Origin of the sequence: Maritalea porphyrae, assembly GCF_030159895.1 — a bacterium.
Classification (GTDB): Bacteria; Pseudomonadota; Alphaproteobacteria; order Rhizobiales; family Devosiaceae; genus Maritalea; species Maritalea porphyrae.
In genome coordinates this window covers 1,585,766-1,604,256 of the sequence record NZ_BSNI01000002.1, presented here as the reverse complement: position 1 = coordinate 1,604,256, position 18,491 = coordinate 1,585,766, and the positions used below count along the sequence as shown (strand labels likewise).

General features: G+C 51.5%; 18 protein-coding genes. 12 read left to right on the top strand and 6 right to left on the bottom strand.

The genetic code is table 11. From position 1 onward, the window contains the following. Nucleotides 1-101: 101 nt before the first annotated feature. From aptA to QQL65_RS11180, 11 genes are all read left to right on the top strand, one after another. Complete coding sequence (gene aptA, locus QQL65_RS11230) at nucleotides 102-1,427, top strand: omega-aminotransferase AptA (RefSeq protein ID WP_284364560.1); 1,326 nt, start codon at nucleotides 102-104, stop codon at nucleotides 1,425-1,427. Beyond that, nucleotides 1,427-2,917 (top strand): CoA-acylating methylmalonate-semialdehyde dehydrogenase, encoded by a 1,491-nt coding sequence (locus QQL65_RS11225; protein WP_284364557.1) that lies wholly within the window; start codon nucleotides 1,427-1,429, stop codon nucleotides 2,915-2,917. Before aptA ends, QQL65_RS11225 begins: the two co-directional genes overlap by 1 nt. 44 nt (nucleotides 2,918-2,961) lie before the next feature. Beyond that, nucleotides 2,962-4,212 (top strand): Zn-dependent hydrolase, encoded by a 1,251-nt coding sequence (locus tag QQL65_RS11220; RefSeq protein ID WP_284364555.1) that lies wholly within the window; start codon nucleotides 2,962-2,964, stop codon nucleotides 4,210-4,212. After that, nucleotides 4,209-4,481, top strand: coding sequence for a hypothetical protein (locus QQL65_RS11215; RefSeq protein WP_284364554.1), 273 nt, complete (start codon nucleotides 4,209-4,211; stop codon nucleotides 4,479-4,481). The genes QQL65_RS11220 and QQL65_RS11215 overlap by 4 nt, the downstream gene beginning before the upstream one ends. 160 nt (nucleotides 4,482-4,641) lie before the next feature. Beyond that, complete coding sequence (locus QQL65_RS11210) at nucleotides 4,642-4,929, top strand: GIY-YIG nuclease family protein (protein WP_284364552.1); 288 nt, start codon at nucleotides 4,642-4,644, stop codon at nucleotides 4,927-4,929. A 180-nt stretch (nucleotides 4,930-5,109) separates the two neighbouring features. Beyond that, nucleotides 5,110-5,742 (top strand): LysE family translocator, encoded by a 633-nt coding sequence (locus QQL65_RS11205; RefSeq protein WP_284364551.1) that lies wholly within the window; start codon nucleotides 5,110-5,112, stop codon nucleotides 5,740-5,742. A gap of 117 nt (nucleotides 5,743-5,859) precedes the next feature. After that, nucleotides 5,860-7,314: a dihydropyrimidinase gene (gene hydA, locus QQL65_RS11200; protein ID WP_284364549.1), complete on the top strand. Its 1,455-nt coding sequence runs from the start codon at nucleotides 5,860-5,862 to the stop codon at nucleotides 7,312-7,314. A gap of 6 nt (nucleotides 7,315-7,320) precedes the next feature. Continuing rightward, on the top strand, nucleotides 7,321-8,106 hold the full coding sequence (locus QQL65_RS11195; RefSeq protein ID WP_284364548.1) for an ABC transporter ATP-binding protein: 786 nt from the start codon (nucleotides 7,321-7,323) through the stop codon (nucleotides 8,104-8,106). Continuing rightward, nucleotides 8,096-8,995 carry an ABC transporter permease gene (locus QQL65_RS11190; RefSeq protein ID WP_284364547.1) on the top strand — a complete coding sequence of 300 codons (900 nt, stop codon included), beginning with the start codon at nucleotides 8,096-8,098 and terminating at the stop codon, nucleotides 8,993-8,995. Before QQL65_RS11195 ends, QQL65_RS11190 begins: the two co-directional genes overlap by 11 nt. Further along, nucleotides 8,992-9,855, top strand: coding sequence for an ABC transporter permease (locus QQL65_RS11185; RefSeq protein ID WP_284364546.1), 864 nt, complete (start codon nucleotides 8,992-8,994; stop codon nucleotides 9,853-9,855). The genes QQL65_RS11190 and QQL65_RS11185 overlap by 4 nt, the downstream gene beginning before the upstream one ends. Before the next feature lie 53 nt (nucleotides 9,856-9,908). Continuing rightward, nucleotides 9,909-10,898 carry an ABC transporter substrate-binding protein gene (locus tag QQL65_RS11180; protein WP_379863357.1) on the top strand — a complete coding sequence of 330 codons (990 nt, stop codon included), beginning with the start codon at nucleotides 9,909-9,911 and terminating at the stop codon, nucleotides 10,896-10,898. A 129-nt stretch (nucleotides 10,899-11,027) separates the two neighbouring features. On the opposite strand, the gene QQL65_RS11175 is transcribed toward QQL65_RS11180, so the two are convergent. Together QQL65_RS11175 and QQL65_RS11170 are read right to left on the bottom strand one after the other, a co-directional pair. Then, complete coding sequence (locus QQL65_RS11175) at nucleotides 11,028-12,827, bottom strand: glycerophosphodiester phosphodiesterase family protein (protein ID WP_284364545.1); 1,800 nt, start codon at nucleotides 12,825-12,827, stop codon at nucleotides 11,028-11,030. A 150-nt stretch (nucleotides 12,828-12,977) separates the two neighbouring features. Continuing rightward, nucleotides 12,978-13,757, bottom strand: coding sequence for a formate/nitrite transporter family protein (locus tag QQL65_RS11170; RefSeq protein ID WP_284364543.1), 780 nt, complete (start codon nucleotides 13,755-13,757; stop codon nucleotides 12,978-12,980). Between the two features lie 192 nt (nucleotides 13,758-13,949). Between QQL65_RS11170 and QQL65_RS11165 the strand changes: the two genes are divergently transcribed. Beyond that, nucleotides 13,950-14,297, top strand: a complete 348-nt coding sequence (locus QQL65_RS11165; RefSeq protein WP_284364542.1) for a hypothetical protein — start codon at nucleotides 13,950-13,952, stop codon at nucleotides 14,295-14,297. A 562-nt stretch (nucleotides 14,298-14,859) separates the two neighbouring features. On the opposite strand, the gene QQL65_RS11160 is transcribed toward QQL65_RS11165, so the two are convergent. The 4 genes from QQL65_RS11160 to QQL65_RS11145 form a co-directional block, all read right to left on the bottom strand. Then, complete coding sequence (locus tag QQL65_RS11160; protein WP_284364541.1) at nucleotides 14,860-15,489, bottom strand: histidine phosphatase family protein; 630 nt, start codon at nucleotides 15,487-15,489, stop codon at nucleotides 14,860-14,862. Nucleotides 15,490-15,541: 52 nt separating this feature from the next. Further along, complete coding sequence (locus QQL65_RS11155) at nucleotides 15,542-16,576, bottom strand: TRAP transporter substrate-binding protein (protein WP_284364537.1); 1,035 nt, start codon at nucleotides 16,574-16,576, stop codon at nucleotides 15,542-15,544. 142 nt (nucleotides 16,577-16,718) lie between these two features. After that, nucleotides 16,719-17,405, bottom strand: coding sequence for a D-lyxose/D-mannose family sugar isomerase (locus QQL65_RS11150; protein WP_284364534.1), 687 nt, complete (start codon nucleotides 17,403-17,405; stop codon nucleotides 16,719-16,721). 9 nt (nucleotides 17,406-17,414) lie between these two features. Next, nucleotides 17,415-18,383, bottom strand: coding sequence for a carbon-nitrogen hydrolase family protein (locus tag QQL65_RS11145; protein WP_284364533.1), 969 nt, complete (start codon nucleotides 18,381-18,383; stop codon nucleotides 17,415-17,417). Nucleotides 18,384-18,491 lie beyond the last annotated feature (108 nt).

Below are 18,491 nucleotides of genomic sequence, written 5' to 3'. Positions count from 1 at the left end.
GGGTTAAGGTTTTATCAAATAGTCAATTTTTGGGTAGCACAAAAATCAGCTGTGTCCAAACTAGACTATTCCGCAGCGAACGAGGAGGGGGAGGTGCGGAAATGACTGACACTACCACTGTGCCTAACGATCTAAACGCGTTTTGGATGCCGTTTACGGCAAATCGCCAGTTTAAGAAACAACCACGTATGTTTGTGGGTGCAAAAGACATGCATTACGCAACGGCGGACGGTCGCGAAGTGCTTGATGGCACCGCGGGCCTATGGTGTTGCAATGCGGGCCACTGTCGCCCAAAAATTACTGAAGCGATCCAAAAGCAAGCCGCCGAGCTGGATTATGCGCCGGCATTTCAAATGGGTCACCCGAAAGCCTTCCAGCTGGCAACTCGTCTTACTGACATTTCGCCCAAAGGCATGGACCATGTGTTTTTCACCAATTCAGGCTCTGAGTCGGTGGATACGGCGCTTAAAATCGCCCTCGCCTATCAGCGCGTCAAAGGCGAAGGATCACGCACGCGCTTGATCGGTCGTGAACGCGGCTATCACGGCGTAAACTTTGGCGGCATTTCTGTGGGCGGCATTATGCCAAACCGCAAAATGTTTGGCACATTGTTGGGTGGCGTTGATCACCTGCCGCACACTCACCTGCCCGACCAAAACAGCTTTACGCGCGGCATGCCAGAGCATGGTGCAAACTTGGCGGACGAGTTGGAGCGCATTGTGGCTGTGCATGACGCATCCACGATCGCAGCGGTAATTGTCGAGCCTGTTGCGGGTTCAACTGGCGTGCTTATTCCGCCCAAAGGCTATTTGCAGCGCTTGCGCGACATTTGCACTAAGCACGGCATTTTGCTGATCTTTGATGAAGTGATCACCGGCTTTGGCCGATTGGGATCACCATTCGCGGCGCAGCATTTTGACGTAATGCCAGACATTATCACCACGGCCAAGGGCCTCACCAATGGCGTGATTCCAATGGGTGCGGTATTTGTGCGTGATGAAATCCACGATGCCTTTATGACTGGTCCAGAACACCTTATCGAGTTCTTCCACGGCTACACCTATTCGGGCAACCCAATTGCCAGCGCGGCTGGTTTGGCCACACTTGAGACATATGAAGAAGAAGGTCTTTTAGACCGGGCTTCTGATGTCGGGCAATATTGGGAAGATGCGCTGCATTCACTTAAGGACGCGAAGCATGTGATTGATATTCGCAATATCGGGCTAATTGGTGCGATTGAGCTGGAACCAATTGCTGGCGAGCCAACTAAGCGCGCATTCTCTTGTTTCCTAGACGCTTATGAGCGTGGGCTTTTGATCCGCACCACCGGCGACACGATTGCGTTGTCACCGCCACTTATCATTTCCAAAGACCAAATTGATCAGCTTGTGGATACGCTCCGCACTGTTCTGAATGAGGCCGACTAATGACTATTATTCAAAATGCCATCAACGGCCAACGCGTGACTTCCGCTTCGACAAACCGGGTGCCGGTGTTCAATCCGGCAACTGGCGAGCAGAGCGCTGAACTGCCGCTTTCCACTGTGGAAGAGGTAAATTCAGCGGTTGCAGCAGCGAAAGCGGCCGCGCCTGAATGGGGCGACACCCCATCCTTGAAGCGCGCGCGCTACATGTTCAAATATCTTGAACTGCTGAACAAGCATGCCGACGACATTGCCCGCGAAATCTCTAAAGAACATGGCAAAACCCATGATGACGCCTTGGGCGAAGTCCAGCGCGGATTGGAAGTGGTGGAATTTGCTTGCGGTATCCCTTCGCTTCTTAAGGGCGATTATAGCCGCAATGTTGGCCCATCAATCGATACTTATGCTGACCGCAAGCCGCTTGGCGTCGTGGCGGGTATTACCCCGTTCAACTTCCCTGCAATGGTGCCCATGTGGATGTTCCCCGTGGCAATTGCGTGCGGAAATACCTTTGTGCTCAAACCCTCCGAGCGTGACCCATCGGCGCCCATGTTGACTTGGGACTTGTTCCAAGAAGCTGGGTTCCCCGATGGTGTTCTTAACGTTGTGCATGGCGATAAATTGGCCGTGGATACGATCCTTGATCACCAAGACATCAAAGCGGTTAGCTTTGTGGGCTCCACCCCAATCGCGGAATATGTCTATCAACGCGGCACCGCTGCGGGCAAACGTGTGCAGGCTTTGGGCGGCGCAAAAAACCACATGATCATCATGCCGGATGCAGACATGGACAAAGCCGCTGATGCTTTGATGGGCGCGGGCTATGGTTCAGCAGGCGAGCGCTGCATGGCAATTTCAGTTGCGGTGCCAATTGGTGAAAAGACCGCCGACACGCTGGTTGAGAAGCTTAAACCTCGCGTGGAAGCGCTCAAGGTAGGCCCAGCGACCGACAAAGACGCTGAAATGGGGCCCGTCATCACCAAAGCGCACAAGGAAAAGGTTGAAGACTATATCAACCAAGGCGTTGCTTCTGGTGCAGACCTTGTGGTCGACGGTCGTGGTTATTCTCCACAAGGCTATGAAAATGGCTACTTCGTCGGCGGCACTTTGTTTGACAAAGTGACCACCGATATGTCGATCTACAAAGAAGAGATTTTCGGCCCCGTATTGTCAGTTGTGCGTGCCAAGGACTATGGCGAAGCGGTTGATATGATCAACGCGCACGAATATGGCAACGGCACCGCCATTTTCACCCGAGATGGTGACGCGGCTCGCGAATTTGCCGACAAGATTGAAGTGGGCATGGTGGGCGTAAACGTGCCGATTCCGGTGCCAGTGGCATTCCACAGCTTTGGCGGTTGGAAGCGTTCAAGCTTTGGCGCGCATGGCATGTATGGCCCAGAGGGCGTGCATTTCTACACGCGTCTTAAAACCGTGACCACAAGATGGCCCGAAGGCATAAAAGAAGGCGCAGTTTTCACCTTCCCTTCTTAATGGACACAGATAAACTATAGGCAGAATCTTAAAGGAAAAGATCGATGGCAGCACCAGGCACTAACCAGCGTATCAACGGCGACCGTTTGTGGGACAGTTTGATGGAGATGGCGAAAATTGGCCCGGGGCTGCGCGGCGGCAATAATCGTCAAACCGTCACCGACGAGGACGGTGAAGGCCGCCATCTTTTCCGCAAATGGTGCGAAGAAGCCGGCATGACCATGGGTGTTGACCAGATGGGCAACATGTTCATGCGCCATGAAGGCACCGACCCAGACGCCCTGCCCGTCTATGTCGGTTCGCACCTTGATACCCAACCAACCGGCGGCAAATATGACGGTGTGCTAGGCGTTTTGGCCGGGCTTGAGATTATTCGCACACTGAACGACCTCAACATCAAAACCAAGCACCCAATTGTTGTGACCAACTGGACTAACGAAGAAGGCACCCGCTTTGCACCTGCCATGCTGGCCTCTGGCGTTTTTGCTGGCATGCACACGCAAGATTGGGCTTATGACCGTACCGATGCCGAGGGCTTAAAATTTGGCGACGAGCTAGAACGCATCGGCTGGAAGGGCGAAGAAAAAGTTGGTGATCGTAAGATGCACGCCTTCTTTGAATTGCACATTGAGCAAGGCCCAATTCTTGAAGCTGAAGGTAAAGACATTGGCGTTGTGACTCACGGTCAGGGCCTTTCTTGGACCCAAGTAACCGTGACGGGTAAGGAAAGCCACACTGGCTCGACTCCAATGCCAATGCGCAAAAATGCAGGGCTTGGCATGGCCAAGATATTGCAACTTGTTGATGAAATCGCATGGTCGCACAAGCCAGACGCGGTTGGCGCGGCTGGCCATATCGATGTTTACCCAAATTCACGCAACGTGATCCCCGGCAAAGTCGTGTTCACCGTGGATTTCCGCTCGCCAGAATTGAGCGTGATTGAGGATATGGAAAAACGCCTCGCCGCTGGTGCAAAAGAGATTTGCGACGAAATGGGCTTAGCTGTTGAGCTTGAAAAAGTTGGCGGCTTTGACCCCGTCAAATTTGACGAAAAATGCGTCACCGCTGTGCGCAACGCGGCCGAACGGCTTGGCTATTCGCACCGCAACCTGATTTCTGGCGCGGGACATGATGCATGCTGGATCAACCGCACCGCCCCAACCGCGATGGTGATGTGTCCTTGCGTTGACGGGCTAAGTCACAATGAAGATGAGGAAATTTCACCCGAATGGGCAGCGGCCGGCACCGACGTTCTGTTCCACGCGGTTGTAGAGACTGCGGAGATTGTTGAGTGAAAGTAGGCGATCGTGTGCGCTTGGCAAGTATGCTTGGGACAACTTCCCCGCCATCCGACGTCGAGGCACATGAAAATTATTGGAAGCTCATTGGTGAGGCTGGACAACTGCTCGAAGAAGGAACAGAAAACGACTTTCTAGGGCGGTTTTTGGTAAGGTTTGATGAAAACGTGACTTCTTTGGGTCTTGAGTGTCACAACCCAATCCCAAACACGTTATGGATATTATCAACAGACCTTGAAGCTAAAGGTGTGTCGAAATCAGACTAATTTAAGGTGGCCCCGCATCAAGTGCGGGGCGGTACGGGATGAAGGAGGCGACTTGTGAGAACTGAAGTGTGCACTGGAATGCAAAGCGCAGAGCGTTGTTGAAATGGGTCTATGTTTTTCCTTTCGCACCGTCCCGCACTTGATGCGGGACCAATGAAAAATGTCTCACTACGTCTACATTCTTGCGAACAAGCCGAAAGGTGCGATTTATGTGGGGACGGCGCGAGAACTAAGACAAAGGATCGAACAACACAAAGCAGGGAAAGGCTCAACGCACACACAAAAATACAATATTCGGACACTCGTCTATTTCGAAAAATTTGCCACAGCTGTTGAAGCAGTTCACCGAGAAAGAACGGTAAAAAAATGGCGACGCGAGTGGAAAGATGAGTTGATCGAAAAGGTAAACCCGGAATGGCGCGATGTATCCGCTGACATTCCATATTAGGCTTTGAATTGGCCCCGCATCAGGTGCGGGGCGGTACGGGGCAGAAACTGAGAGCTAGGCCGACAAACGTCGGATAAATGAATGCGGTAAAACGAAATTATCGAAAGCGGAATTTGGCAACACACCGTCCCGCACTTGATGCGGGATCAAAAAAGTAACAAAGAAGGTAGCAAGAACTAAATGACACTTACCATCCTCATCAGCTTTGCCATCATGGCGTCCCTTTTGGTGATTTCACCTGGCCCTAACGGCTTGTTGATCGCCAAAATCGTGCCAACGTCGGGTCGCAATGCGGGCCTTGCGGCGGTGATGGGGTTTATGGCGTCATTTTATTTGCAGGGTGCGTTTGTTGTGTTCGGCATTGCGGTGATCTTGGTGCAAAGCGCCACTGCGTTCACCATCGTCAAACTCTTGGGTGCTGCCTATCTGATTTACATTGGCGTCAAAGCGCTGTTGCAGGCCATTCGTGGTGAATTCAAAGTCTCCAAGACTGCACCCGCGAAGAGAACACGTACGATTGTTGCAGCGTTCGGTGAAGGCTTTCTCACCAACATTTTGAACCCCAAAACCTCGATGTTTTATCTCGCTGCCGTTCCGCAGTTTTTGCCTTTGGGTGAAGTGACGGCAACCAATGTGTTTTTGCTGGTGTTCATCCACTCATCGATAAACGGCATTTGGTTTTTCGGCATGGTGATGTTGCTTACAAAGCTTGTTGGCGTAACCCAATCAACGGCAGTTCAACGCTGGATCAAAGGCATAACAGGCACCATTTTCATAGGATTTGGCGCAAAACTGGCCACATTGAGGGCCTAGAAATAATAAAGCTCGAAACCGAGCGTACAAAAACAAGAACGCCAAAAGGCGCGACAAAAGAAACAACGAATAATAGCCCATCTCAATCGCGGGCAGACGAAATTGTAGGAGGAACAAATGGCATCAAAAGTGATCAAAGGCGGGACAATTGTCACCGCAGACCTAACCTATGACGCAGACGTCAAAATTGAAGGCGGGGTGATCACCGAAATTGGGCCGAACCTTTCGGGTGATGAGGTGCTGGACGCGACCGGCGCATATATCATGCCAGGTGGTATCGATCCGCATACCCACCTCGAAATGCCATTTATGGGCACCTATTCTTCTGATGATTTTGAAAGTGGCACCCGCGCCGCAGTTGCCGGCGGCACTACGATGGTGGTGGACTTCTGCTTGCCAGACCCAAACCAATCTTTGCTTGAAGCGATTACCCGTTGGGACAACAAATCGAGCCGCGCCAACTGCGATTATTCATTCCATATGGCGATTACATGGTGGGGTGAGCAGGTTTTCAACGAAATGCCTGAGGTCACCAAGCGCGGCATCAACACGTTCAAGCACTTCATGGCCTATAAAGGCGCGCTGATGGTGGATGATGATGAAATGTACTCGTCGTTCAAGCGCTGCGCTGAAATCGGCGCCCTGCCCCTCGTTCACGCCGAAAATGGCGATGTGGTTGCGCAAATGCAGGCGCAATTGCTGGCAGAAGGCAATAATGGGCCAGAAGCACACGCCTATTCTCGTCCAGCCGCGGTTGAAGGCGAAGCCACCAACCGCGCAATTATGATTGCCGATATGGCGGGCGTTCCCGTCTACATTGTGCACACTTCAAGCGAGCAAGCGCATGAAGCGATCCGTCGCGCACGCCAAAACGGCATCCGTGCTTATGGCGAGCCGCTGATCCAGCACCTCACGCTTGATGATAGCGAATATGCGCACCCAGATTGGGACCATGCTGCACGCCGCGTGATGTCGCCGCCGTTCCGCAACAAAAAGCACCAAGACAGTCTTTGGGCAGGTCTTCAGTCTGGCAGCTTGCAAGTTGTCGCCACAGATCACTGCGCGTTCACAACAGAGCAAAAACGCAACGGTATCGACAATTTCACACTAATCCCGAACGGCACCGGTGGCCTTGAAGACCGCATGCCAATGCTTTGGACGCATGGCGTTGGCACGGGTCGTTTGACCATGAACGAATTCGTGGCGGTCACCTCCACCAACATCGCAAAAATCCTTAATATGTACCCGAAAAAGGGTGCTGTTTTGGTGGGTGCCGATGCTGACCTTGTGGTTTGGGACCCGAATAAAGAAAAAACCATCGTAGCCGACACGCAGCAATCCGCAATCGACTACAATGTGTTTGAAGGCAAGCATGTGAAGGGCTTGCCCCGCTTTACCTTAAGCCGCGGCAAAGTGGTGGTGGATGATGGCGCCGTTAAAACCGAAGAAGGCCATGGCGAATTTGTTGGCCGCGAGCCATATACGGCGACCAACAAAGCACTTTCCAAGTGGAAACAAGTCACCGCGCCGCGCAAAGTAGAGCGCACTGGCATTCCGGCAAGTGGGGTTTAATTGAGTATGGCCGAAAATACGGTGATCCAGTGCAACAATCTGGATCTCACATTTGAAACCAATGACGGGCCGGTGCATGCGCTCAAAGGCATTGATCTGACTATCGATCAAGGCGAGTTTGTTTCGTTTATCGGACCGTCAGGTTGCGGCAAGACCACGCTTTTGCGGGTGATTGCGGATTTGGAAAAGCCTACGGGCGGCGACATTCAAGTCAATGGCATGTCGCCTGAAGAAGCACGGATGAAACGCGCTTATGGCTATGTGTTTCAAGCCGCCGCACTGTACCCTTGGCGCACGATTGGCGGCAATATTTCCTTGCCGCTGGAAGTGATGGGCATCCCCAAATCTGAACGTGAAGCTCTGATCAAGAAAAACCTTGAATTGGTCAATCTGGACGGGTTCGAGAAAAAGTTTCCTTGGCAATTGTCCGGCGGCATGCAACAGCGCGCTTCGATTGCCCGGTCGCTAAGCTTTGACCCGGATATGCTCTTGATGGATGAACCGTTTGGCGCGCTCGACGAGATTGTGCGGGATTATTTGAACGAGCAACTTTTGGAACTTTGGGCTAAGACCAAGAAGACCGTGGTTTTCGTCACCCACTCCATTCCTGAAGCGGTATTTTTGTCGACAAAAATTGTGGTTATGAGCCCGCGACCTGGCCGCATCCATGAGATTATCGATTGTGATTTGGGCGACAACCGCACCCTTGATATTCGCGAAACACCGCGATTTATCGAAATTGCGCATCAGGTCCGCGAAGGCTTAAAGCTGGGGCATGCCGATGAGCATTAAACGAGAGGGATTTGCCGCAATATTGCATGATCGGCTCATCCCGATCGGCACCGTTCTTTTGGCGATTTTTGCGCTTTGGTATGTGTTCACCGTGGTCTTGAATGCACCGTTTGAGCGCGATCAGGCGGAACGCGCCGGCGTTGAGATTTCCACCAGCGAATTGATTTCCAAAACCATGGCGCAGAAGCGCCCTATTTTGCCCGCCCCACATCAAGTGGCGGTAGAGATTTGGGAAACGACGGTTGAAAAGAAAATCACCTCTAAGCGCTCGCTGATCTATCACACGTGGGTGACCCTTTCATCCACCCTGCTCGGCTTTGCGCTTGGCACGGGGTTGGGCATTTTGTTGGCCGTTGGTATTGTGCATTCCAAAGTGCTCGATAAAAGCCTAATGCCGTGGATAATCACCTCACAAACCATCCCCATATTGGCCATCGCGCCCATGGTGATTGTGGTGCTGAACGCCATCGGTATTTCGGGCCTTTTGCCCAAAGCGATTATTTCAATGTATCTCTCGTTCTTCCCTGTGGCTGTTGGCATGGTGAAGGGCTTACGCTCACCCGAGGTGATGCATTTGGATTTAATGCGCACTTACAACGCAAACCGTTCCCAAGTGTTCTGGAAACTGCGCTGGCCAGCGTCCGTGCCGTTCCTATTCACCTCGATGAAGGTCGCCGTCGCCATCTCGTTGGTTGGCGCGATTGTTGGCGAATTGCCCACTGGCGCTTCTGCCGGTTTGGGTGCGCGTTTGCTCTCAGGTTCTTACTATGGGCAGACCATTCAAATCTGGTCGGCGCTAATTGCTGCCGCTGTTCTCGCGGCACTTTTGGTGATGGTGATTGATCTAATCGGGCGCTCTGTCACCCGCCGGATGGGGGTAGTCGCATGAGCATGGTTTTCATTGTTACAGCTTTGGTCTTTTGGATTGTCACATGGGCGATCAACAATGCATTGGCCAAAAGACGCTTTAAAGACAGAACCGTACAGGCCGGTGTTGATATTCTGATTCCGGTTCTGTTTGGCGCTGCGTTGCTGGTTTTGTGGGAAGGTATTTGCCGCGGCTTCTCGGTTCCAACCGTTTTGCTGCCACCACCTTCAATGATATGGGCGCGGATCACCTCCTCGCTCGACATCTTGTGGGCTGACTTCCAGCAGACATATATGAAAGCAGTTTTGGCCGGATTTGTCATGGGTTGCGGCTCTGGCTTTATCGCCGCGATCATTGTGGATCGCATCCCGTTCCTGCGCAAAGGCTTGCTGCCGATTGGCAATCTGGTTGCTGCATTGCCGATTGTTGGCATGGCGCCGATCATGGTGATGTGGTTCGGTTTTGACTGGCCGTCAAAAGCGGCGGTTGTGGTCATCATGACCTTCTTCCCAATGCTGGTGAACACGGTCGCCGGGCTTGGGGCCACAGGGCATATCGAGCGGGACTTGATGCACACATATGCATCCAATTACTGGCAGACGTTGATTAAGCTGCGCCTACCCGCAGCAATGCCGTTTATTTTCAATGCGCTTAAGATCAATTCCACTTTGGCTTTGATCGGCGCGATTGTTGCCGAGTTTTTCGGCACTCCAATTGTTGGCATGGGCTTCCGCATTTCCACAGAAGTTGGGCGGATGAATGTCGACATGGTTTGGGCTGAGATTTTTGTCGCAGCTCTTGCTGGCTCCCTTTCCTACGGGCTTTTGGCCCTGCTGGAACGGGCAGTCACATTTTGGCACCCCTCGTATCGATCCAAATAACAATAATAAGGGATCGTTGAGGTCGCTCACAGTTTATAGGAGAGGAAATAGAAATGAAAAAGACATTAGCACTAGGCCTAGGGCTGGCCACCAGCCTGATGGCGGCCACGGCAGGCTTTGCCGCGGATAAGCTGACATTGCAGCTCAAATGGGTAACGCAAGCCCAATTTGCTGGCTACTATGTGGCAAAGGACAAAGGCTTTTATGAAGAAGCTGGTCTGGACATCGAAATCAAAGCCGGTGGCCCAGATATTGCCCCACCACAAGTGATTGCTGGCGGCGGCGCCGACGTGATTATTGACTGGATGCCATCTGCTTTGGCATCACGCGAAAAAGGCGTGCCTTTGGTCAATATCGCGCAGCCATTTAAGCGCTCTGGAATGATGCTGACTTGCCGCAAAGATACAGGCATCAAATCACCAGACGATTTCCCAGGCAAAACACTCGGCGTTTGGTTCTTTGGTAACGAATATCCGTTCCTTTCATGGATGAGCCAGTTGGGCCTAGCCACAGATGGCAGCGATGGCGGTGTGACCGTTCTAAAGCAAGGCTTTAACGTTGACCCAATTCTGCAAAAGCAAGCAGACTGCGTCTCAACAATGACCTACAACGAATATTGGCAGATCATTGATGCGGGTCTATCTGAAGATGATTTGGTGACGTTCAAGTATGAAAATGCTGGCGTGGCAACATTGGAAGATGGCCTATATGTGCTTGAGGAAGACCTTGCAGACCCTGCAATGGTGGACAAGCTTGCACGCTTTGTACAAGCCTCAATGAAGGGCTGGCGCTATGCGGAAGAAAATCCGGATGAAGCGGCAGACATCGTTTTGGAAAATGATGACACTGGCGCACAAACAGAAGAGCACCAACGTCGCATGATGCGTGAAGTTGCGAAGCTGACAGCGGGCACTGATGGCCGTCTAAGCGAGGACGACTACAACCGTACTGTTGCAACTCTGTTGGCTGGTGGTTCTGACCCAGTGATTTCTGGCCCACCACAAAACGCATGGACTTCAGTTGTTACTGACAAAATGATGTAGGGATTTTTCCTAAATCAAGAATTACAAGAACGCGGTCTTCTGGCCGCGTTTTTTGCGCAGTGGCGGAAGCGGTTTTTACCGCAATCACTGTTCAAGCGATCTGGCAGCTACCCTCTCCGATCTTGAAAGTCATTCTGTAAATGTCGACAGGATGTTGATGATCTTTCTCGTCACAGGTAGTTCCAAATAGTTTTGCGTCAGTCGTCGGGCATATGTTGGGTCATCGGCGATAAACCCATCGGCCCCCATAAAGAATTCTCGTTGAAAATCCTGCTCGAGCCCCGCAAATGTCCAGAAATAGGCCTTACGGCCCAAGCTGTGTATTTGGCGCATTTGGTTAAAAGAACTTGTGAGCGCATTTAGGAAATAGATATCGACGTCATACGCTTCAGGAGGGGTAACGCTTACCGTCAGAATGATCCCTCGGCGGATCTCAGGTGCGATCTTTTGAACCTCTAGTAGCACGTTGTAATCAAGGGAAATTACAAAGGACTTTTCCTGCTGATCATATTTGCGCATGAGCCGAATGGTTTCGCGAACCAATTCTTCCATGCGCTCTGGGGCTGTGTTCTTAATTTCGACAGCGAAGGCAATGTCGTCACCAACCGCTTCAAACACATCTTCCAACAAAGGAATTTTGGCGCTAAGTACAACATCCTCCCCGTCGACAACCTTGTCCTCGGACACTGTGTAGGTTGCTATTTCGGCGTATTCTCTTTGCGATGGAATGCCGACCTCTCCAGTGAGGTCTTCAAAGTTTGGATCATGAAATACAATGATCTTTCCATCTTTGGTAATCTGAACGTCGAGTTCAATATAGTCAGCCTTACCAACAGCTGCTTCGAATGCCGCCAGTGAGTTCTGCACCTTATTAATTGACGCGCCGCGATGTGCAAGCACCTGCCGTTCAGCATCTGTTAGCGCCACCAAAGGCTTTGCGTTGTAAACGCCTGTTATGGTCATACTGCCAATTACAACCAGAAAGACCAGCACTGGCCCGATGATGCTCAACTTCTGAAAGAACACGCTTTTTCTGTTTACGCTGGGCGCCGGCGGTTCCTTATCGGTCAGCACTTGGATTGTGTCGCCATATGAAAAAACCGACAGAATACTAGCGACCAAAACGCTAAGAGCCGCCATTGTTGAGATGAGCAACACCAACAAGAACAGTTCAACGCCACCCCAACTCAAAATATCGATTATCCAGGGCACTGCCGTGGTGATTGCAGCTGCTAGTCCAGCAAAAAGCAGTCCAAGAACAAGGTAGAAAATCCAAATCCGAACGCATTTAAACAGGATACCGCGTGGCACCCCACTTGCCAATTCGGCGAAAACGGTTGGTTTTTTTACGTCCGCCGAGAACAAGTTGAACAACGCAAAGATGAACGCCAAAAATGTTCGCGCCCACAAAAGAAAACCAACGAGCAAAACGGGCAGTAAGAACAAGAAAAGCCACGCACTTAGGTCGAACATCAAGAACAGCAGTCCGCCAACCATCAACACAAAGACGAGAAGGCCAAAATAGATGACATATTCGAGCAGGAACAATTTAACCTGACGGGGCAAGGTACCGACAAATCCGCGTAATAATTTAGCCGCACTAATTCTTTCGTCCTGATAGCGTTGGGCGAAATAAAAAATGATGATGTTGCGCTCGAAAATAAACGACAGGACCAATAGAGCGACAGCCAGCAGCAAGGACAAGACTGCACTCAGATCAACCGCCTGAGCCAAAATGCCGAAATCGTATATCGGCTCGTTGCCTACACTCAGATTGGATTTAACTTGCGCATAGACCGCACCAAGTAGCGCGACCATTAGCAAGCGCATCGCAAAGTACCAAGGCAGAACAGCAAAATCCTGATAAACGCGGCTTATGGATGGGATCTTCGATAAGAACTGATTGAAAACCTGCTTGGGCTTGATCACGTTTTCGCACACTCCAAAATGCTTTTTGGCCAAGCTAAACCAAGTCCACGCTGATGGCTACTGCCCGCATGCCTGACCTTTTGCAGCAAATTGAATTGCAGCTGGTACACACCGAATGTCAGCGGAAGCCTCATCAGCTTTCGGGTATAGTTATCGCCCCGCCCCAAACAGCGGCACAGCAGTCAAATAATAGGCGACGCCAATAAAGCCCGCACCGCCGATGACATTACCCACAGAGACCCAAGCCAAATTGTATACACCGCCCCAAATGGTCACACTGTCAGGGTGGGTGGTGAGCAATGAGATGGTGAACACCGTCATGTTGGCTATGGAATGCTCGAACCCGGCGGCGACAAAGGCAAATAGACACCAAAATATCAATATGCATTTTGCGGTGTCATCTTTAGCGCGAGCGGTCATCCAGATGGCAAGGCAAATAAGCCAGTTGCACAATATGGCACGGGCCAGCAGCTCAAGCACCGTGCTATTCATCTTTGCGTCAGCGATTTGGTGCACCAGCGACGCCTCTTCGCCGACCCAACCGCCACCATTGCCAGCAACCACAAGAATGGAAAGCGCCATCGCGCCAACAAGGTTGCCCCACCAACAGATGAACCAGTCTTTCACAACCGAGAATGCGGACATTTTCTTGTAGAAATATCCAAACGTCATAAACATGATGCGGCCGGAGAAAAGCTCCGCACCGGCAAACACGATCAGGGTTAGCGTGATGCCAAACAACGCACCCATCACCAATTTGCGTGACGCGGGGTCAACATCGTTGCCCACGGTTAGGATCAACGCAATGCCGACGCCCACATAGGCACCGGCCATTATGGTGAGAATGAGAAACCCCAGTGGGTTTCGCTTCACATAGTCGAGTTTGATTACCGCATCATCGGCAAACTTCTCGGTGATATCTTTGTTCATTGCCGCTTTCCAAAAAAAGCGCCTCGCGTTTAAACGATATCAGTTACAAATGAAACTATCTAGCAAGTTTTTGTCGACGCCTAACAGTTAACAGCGCGGCAAACGACAGGTGAGAATTTGAGATATCTACTTTCAAGAAATTTCAGAAAATTATGGGACCGTTGAAACAACGAGGAAAATGAGGAGATTACTATGTGGCTCAAGTCCCTTTCCATCATTGCAGCAATGTCGCTGGCATTGATTGCAACCCCAGTAATGAGTGAAGACACCACCAATTACGATCAATTTGAGTGCCCAAATAGCGGCGGTAGCGCAGGCGGTGGTGAAATTTGCATTTGTGGATGTGGGTCTTTTGCCAATGGCAATTTCTGGGATTGTAGCCCAAATGGTTGTGACGCCAAGGACGGCAAGACCTGCACGCCAACCACGCGCCCCCCAAATTCACGCAAGTCGACCGTTAAAGAAATGACGATTATTGCAAAATTGTTCCCGAAAGCGCCGAAGAAATCGATGCAGACCTGCGTAATGAAACGAAAATAGCGCTATTCGTTAGGTTTCCTGAACAACGGGCCGTCTAAAACGCCGTAATTTGGCAGCCAGCGGAAACTGAAAATCAAGAAAGGGCGTGGAAAGTTACCCCCGCCCCTTTTTCATGGCTTATGCTACCTACAGCTTTTTCAAAGACCCATGCGAACAGCGGACGCGGTGTTGGGGTCGATTGGCAACAATTAGAAAAAGCTGGCTAAATGAGCTGCTGGTCGCAGTTGCTCGCTTGGCAAGCATATGTCCAGTCTGACACCGAAGGCAGGCGTAAATCATCGGGCGGCAAGTTGAAGCCGTTCTTGGAAGTTTTTTTGCCTCACGGGGCCGGGGAAGCGGTCGCAAGACCGCGAAGGCGGTTCAAAAAAAAGCTTCTCAAATGATCGATCAACGGATCATGATGTAGCTAAGAGGATAAATGGGTTTAGCCCCTCGGGGTATTTGCTTGCACTCGCAGAGATTTGGCCGCGCGAGGCGTTGAAGCGTCTCACACATATTTAGCGCATTCATAGAGACGTCAAACGCCTCGCGCATCGCACCATAATTACCATTTTGGCCTTCGCTAGAGGCGCAAAGGCGCTTCGTCCTGCGTGCTTAAATGGTCTTCGTATACGGTGAACGACCAGTAGTCATCGCCATTGGATGACATCATGCGCCAGTGATTGTTGGCCAAATGGTTGGCGATCATTCGGTTGATGATGCCATGCCCGATCAGCATAACGTCGCCATGTTGTTGCGCCTGATCAACCAGAGATTGCGCGGCTTTGTGCGCACGGTTTCCAATATCTCGCACACGCTCGGCATTTTGGTGGAAGCCCATCATCCAGCCAATGCGAAACAACACGCTCCACACACCAATTGGCAGTCGAACAAATTTCCAGTTGGCAAATGGCATAGACGCTTCGTCAAAAACCGGATCCGCGTGTGACACTTTGGACACGCCCAGCGCTTCACAGGAAGAAACCGCGCGCCGCAATGTGCTCGACACAAAGACTTGGCAGGTCGCCGCAACTTGCACAACGTCCGCTGGTGGCTGTTCATCATCCGCTAAATCGCTTTGTTGGTAGGCGCTTACGACTTGGCCAAATTCATTCGCCGTCACCCAGTCTTTATTAAGAGCGGTGAGATCAATTTCAGGACGACCATGGCGAACAAGGATTATTTTCATAAGTTCAAAAACAAGGAGCGCCATAGTCGGCGCTCCCTCACCATCTGTTATATTGCGTTGATGAAAAGCTTACGCCTTATTGCCCGTGCTTGGCAATTGCGGCTTTGGCTTTGCTCAACAAATCTGCACCATCAATTCCGGCGCTATTTGCTTCTTCAACCCAGCGCTCAATTACGGGTTTCAATGCCGTTTCAAATGCATCAGTTTGCGTCTGATCTAGCACGATGTGCGTGTTGCCCGCTTCGACCGCCATGGCGATACCTTTGGTGTCGGTTTGCGCCCAGACATCGCCTAAATGCGCCAGCCATTTTTCGTCAGACGCCGCGCGGAATGCTTGCCTTACGTCATCTGGCAAACCGCTCCAGCGCTCATGGTTCATCGACATTTGGAACACAAGCGTGCCAAACCGCACGCCATCAGCGCCCTCGATTTGATATTTGGTTTGCTGTTGCAATTTCAGTGCAGGGATAATTTCCCACGGCACAAATGCGGCATCCACCGCCTTGGTGGCCAGAGCTTGCGGTAGTGCTGGCACAGGCATTGCTGCGGCCGATGCGCCAAGTGCTTCGATGGTCCAAGCCCCGGTACGCGAAGGGGTGCGGATTTTGAGGCCCTTCACATCTGCAGGCGCATGAACGGGCGTATCAACCGTGTGCAAACCGTTGCCGCCATGCACATGCAAAAACATCACTTCAAGGCCCTTATATTCATCACGCAATTCAGCGTCGAACAATTCGGCCATGGCAAGATTGGTCGCGCCAGGATTGTTGGTGTGCACAAATGGCAATTCGAAAACTTCGGTGCGTGGGAACACGCCCGGCGTATAGCCGTTCACTGTCCATATGATGTCGACCACGCCATCACGTGCTTGGCCCACAAGTTCAGGCGGGCGGCCCCCCAAAGACATTGAAGGGAAAATTTCGATGCTAACTTTGCCGCCTGATGCTGCTTCAACAGCGCGGGCCCATGGCTCAATGGTTTCGGTGTGCGATGGCGAAGTTGCGCCAAGAAAATGGTGGAGTTTGAAATTGTATTCCGCTGCTGCAACAGTCGCTGCTGACAATAGCGAAATGGCTGATCCAACGACCAGCACTTTGAGAGATGAATGCATTTTAAACCCTATGCGGTTCCTTGTTGGAACTCATTCAATTGGGATGGACAATCGCCCATCAATTGCGCGCACCTTGATAAATTTCAAGGGTACGCGCAACCGTAAAATGCAATCTGCGGCAATTGTTGTAACAGATTTGGACCTAGCCGAAATACTTGTCGTAGTCGCTGACCAAAAGATAAAGCGGGTCTTCATCTTCTTCGATTGTCGAGAACCGACCGATTGGGTCGCGGAACACATTGTCGGTTTTATCGTCGTTCACGGTGGAGACTTCGCCGATCAAGACGTCAGCGCCCTCGCCCCAAAATGCGTGCCAGATGCCTGGCATCAACGTAACGCTTTCGCCCGGATCAAGCCGCAAAATGCCGCCGGCAGGCAAGGTGCGCATCACACCATCCACAGGCACCGTCACATCAGCTTTTTCGTCGATCGATCCATCCTCAGCAGGCGAAAAGAGTTCGAGCGTCAGTGTGCCCCCACCCCGGTTGATAATATCCTCAGCCTTCACATTGTGCCGGTGCATTGGCGAGATTTGATCTTTGCGCGAGATCATAATCTTCTCAGCATATAGCATGCCCGTGCCCTTGGTCAGATCTGCTGCATCACCATTGCGGGTGGTGAACAGAAAAAGGCCAAGCTCGTCGAATTTACCTTGGCCGTAATCGGTGATGTCCCAGCCCATTCCGGCTTTGATCAGCCCTTGCATATCGTCGGCGCGGTCTTTCATTTGCCCCGGTGTCCAATAGGCAAATGGTGGCATGATATAGCCAAACGAGCGGATGAATTCGTCACCCTCACGGATGATCTGATTAATTGTGGAGCGTTTCATGTAGTGATCCTAGTTTTCAGCTCCGTCATCAATTTTGACGGTAGATTGGCGTTGTCGATTTACGTTCAATTGCGTGATATCGGGACGAGAATAATGTCCAACAATATCTAAGTTCTGTCGTTCCTCGCGCACTCGAGCGTGGTCCAATTCAACAGTGTAAATGCCCTCGTCACCGACTTGTGGTTCCAACACCCAGTTGCCGTCTGGCCCAGCGACTGCAGATCCACCATCGGCAAAATGCTCTGGGGCATTCGTGGTCAGTTCGTCGTAAAAATGGGTACAGGAAGGAATATCACTTGGGCGCAATAGCCCAGAAACGGAAACCACATAGGAGCGGCTTTCAAGCGCGATAAAGCGCGTAATGTCTTTTGTATTGTGCAGCCCGCCGGGCCAAACGGCCACGCGCAGATCTTCGCCCTGTCCATAAAGTGCGGCACGCGCCAAAGGCAACCAGTTCTCGTAACAGTTCAAGCCGCCAACTTGGAATTCACCAAGTTTATGCACTTGCAAACCATGCCCATCACCTTGTGCCCACACCAAACGCTCTTCGTATGTTGGCTGCAATTTGCGGTGCACAGAGGCAATTTGCCCGTCGCGACTGATGTGCACTAGTGAACAGTAGAGGCTATGACCGCCGCGGTCGGGCGCGCGCTCCATAATACCGACATAGGCCGCCATGTTGTTTTGCGCGCAGACCTTACAAAGCGCATCCAAGTCACCGCGCTCTACAACAACACCTTGCTCAAGATAGTGCGCGTACATCTTCTTTTGAGCAGGCGAATTGAACCTTGCGCCATCTGTCAACTCAACCCAAAACGGATATCCGGGCACCAAAGCCTCGCCAAATGTGACCAGATCTGCGCCTTTCGTCGCTGCATCAGCAGCGTACTGAACTACTTTTTCGATGGTCCTGTCGCGATCGAGCCAAACCGGCGCAATTTGCGCCAGCGATACTGTCAATTTGTCATTCGCCATCATGATTTCCGCAATTAGGTGAGCATACTACCTTAGTCTAAGGTGTACGGGGATAATTACGATATTTGATGACTTGTCAAATGCAGCCCGTGCGAAATCCGTCAGTTTCGG